Source organism: Flavobacterium sp. (assembly GCF_023151265.1).
GTDB lineage: Bacteria > Bacteroidota > Bacteroidia > Flavobacteriales > Flavobacteriaceae > Flavobacterium.
Genome location: NZ_JAKLJH010000236.1, coordinates 1 through 1695, shown reverse-complemented (window position 1 = coordinate 1695; position 1695 = coordinate 1). Strand labels below are relative to the sequence as shown.

Annotated in this window: 2 protein-coding genes and 1 pseudogene; all 3 read left to right on the top strand. The window is 31.1% G+C overall.

All coding sequences use genetic code 11. The features are described from left to right. Window positions 1-265 (top strand): GNAT family protein (locus L6Q46_RS13945; RefSeq protein ID WP_291284820.1); only part of this gene is annotated, 265 nt, incomplete at its 5' end. Between the two features lie 3 nt (window positions 266-268). Beyond that, the gene (locus L6Q46_RS13940) at window positions 269-1411 is read left to right on the top strand and encodes an ABC transporter ATP-binding protein (protein WP_291284819.1); all 1143 of its coding nucleotides are present in this window, start codon (window positions 269-271) and stop codon (window positions 1409-1411) included. 12 nt (window positions 1412-1423) lie between these two features. Then, window positions 1424-1695 (top strand): annotated as a pseudogene (locus L6Q46_RS13935) (hypothetical protein); the annotation flags it as partial.

Genomic DNA, 1695 nt, shown 5'->3' with positions numbered 1-1695 from the left:
CGAATTAGGCTATATGATTACACCTGAACATAACGGAAAAGGTTATGTAACAGAAGCCGTGAAAACGCTATTAGATTTTGCTTTCAACACCTTAAATTTTCATTCTATTGTTGCTGTTATCGATTCGCGACATAGTGCTTCCGAACGTGTTTTACAAAAAGTTGGCTTTGTAAAAGAAGCGCATTTTAAAGAAGATTTTTATTATAATAATGAATTTACCGATACCGTAATGTATGGTTTACTAAAACGAAATTTTATAAAATAATATATGACCGAATTTGAAAAACAATTCCGCGAAGTACAAGAACTTCTCGAATTTAACGACTTCAATCAAACCATAAAACGAGTAATCGATTTTACTTTAGATACTGAAAACATTGACTTTTACATCAAAACCAATGAATTTTTAAATTGGCTAGATAATAATGAAAAAGAAGACGATGATAAAAAAACTCGTTTAAAAACCTTGTTAGATGAACTTCACGCGTTTTTAAGCAAAAAAGAATGTCACAATCATCAAACCATTATCTCGGTTAAAAATCTTCAAAAAGTATACAATGCTTCTTTTGGATTAGGACCTATAAATTTAGACATCAAAACAGGTGAAATCATTGGTTTGGTTGGCGAAAACGGAAACGGAAAAACAACTTTACTTCGTAGTTTATGTGGTGAATTACATCCAACATCTGGAACCATAAATTACCAATTCCAGTATGATGATTTGTATGATTTACGAACAAAATTAGTTTACATTCCACAACGAACTGACACTTGGCGCGGTTCGATGTATGAAAATTTAGAATTTACAGCAAGTTGCTACGGTTATTCGCCAGAAGAAAATAATTTAGTAGTTGATTTAGTCATCACGCGTTTAGGATTGCGAAAATTTAGAAGACATTACTGGAACAATTTATCATCTGGTTACAAAATGCGTTTCGAATTGGCTCGAATGTTACTTCGTAAACCAAAGATTTTATTAATTGATGAACCTTTGGCAAACTTAGATATTTTGGCACAGCAAACCATTTTAGACGATTTTAGAAACATCGCAAATTCGGCTTTTAGACCGATTGCTATTGTGTTGAGTTCGCAACAATTGTACGAAGTAGAAAAAACATCAAATCAGGTGGTTTTCTTAAAACGTGGTTCACAAAAGAATTTGAATGCTGAAAATGATGCTGCTAAAAATTGCATTATCGAATTCGAAAGTTCATTGAATTTAAGCGATTTAAAACAAGCTTTCAACTCTTTAGAAGTAATTTCTTTGGAACAAAACGGAGGAACTTTTATCGCAACTTTTCCAGAAAAAATTGAAATGAATGATTTCTTGAAAGTGATTATCAACCAATCGATTCCAATGACTTACATGCGAAATATTTCAAATTCAACACGTCGCTTTTTTGTGAACTAAAAAAATAAAATCATGTTTAAAGATATACAGAAAAAATTATTACTCAAATATCCATTGCTTTGGAACACCAAATTTGTTCCTATGGTTGCCATTGGATTACTGCTTCATCTCATCTTTTTTGGCTTAGGTTATTTAGATGGAACCATCGATTTTTCGAACAGAAACAACTTAGATATTGAAGTAACTTGCATCTTATTTGGAGTTTTACTTGTTGTAATTATTATTATTTTATGGCTAGTTAACTACTTTAAAAACAATTCGTTAAAATCATTTTACAGTAAATC

Excerpts from the sequence above, each read along its gene's own strand:
- L6Q46_RS13940 (WP_291284819.1), top strand. The coding sequence starts at position 269 with ATGACCGAATTTGAAAAACAATTCCGCGAAGTACAAGAACTTCTCGAA.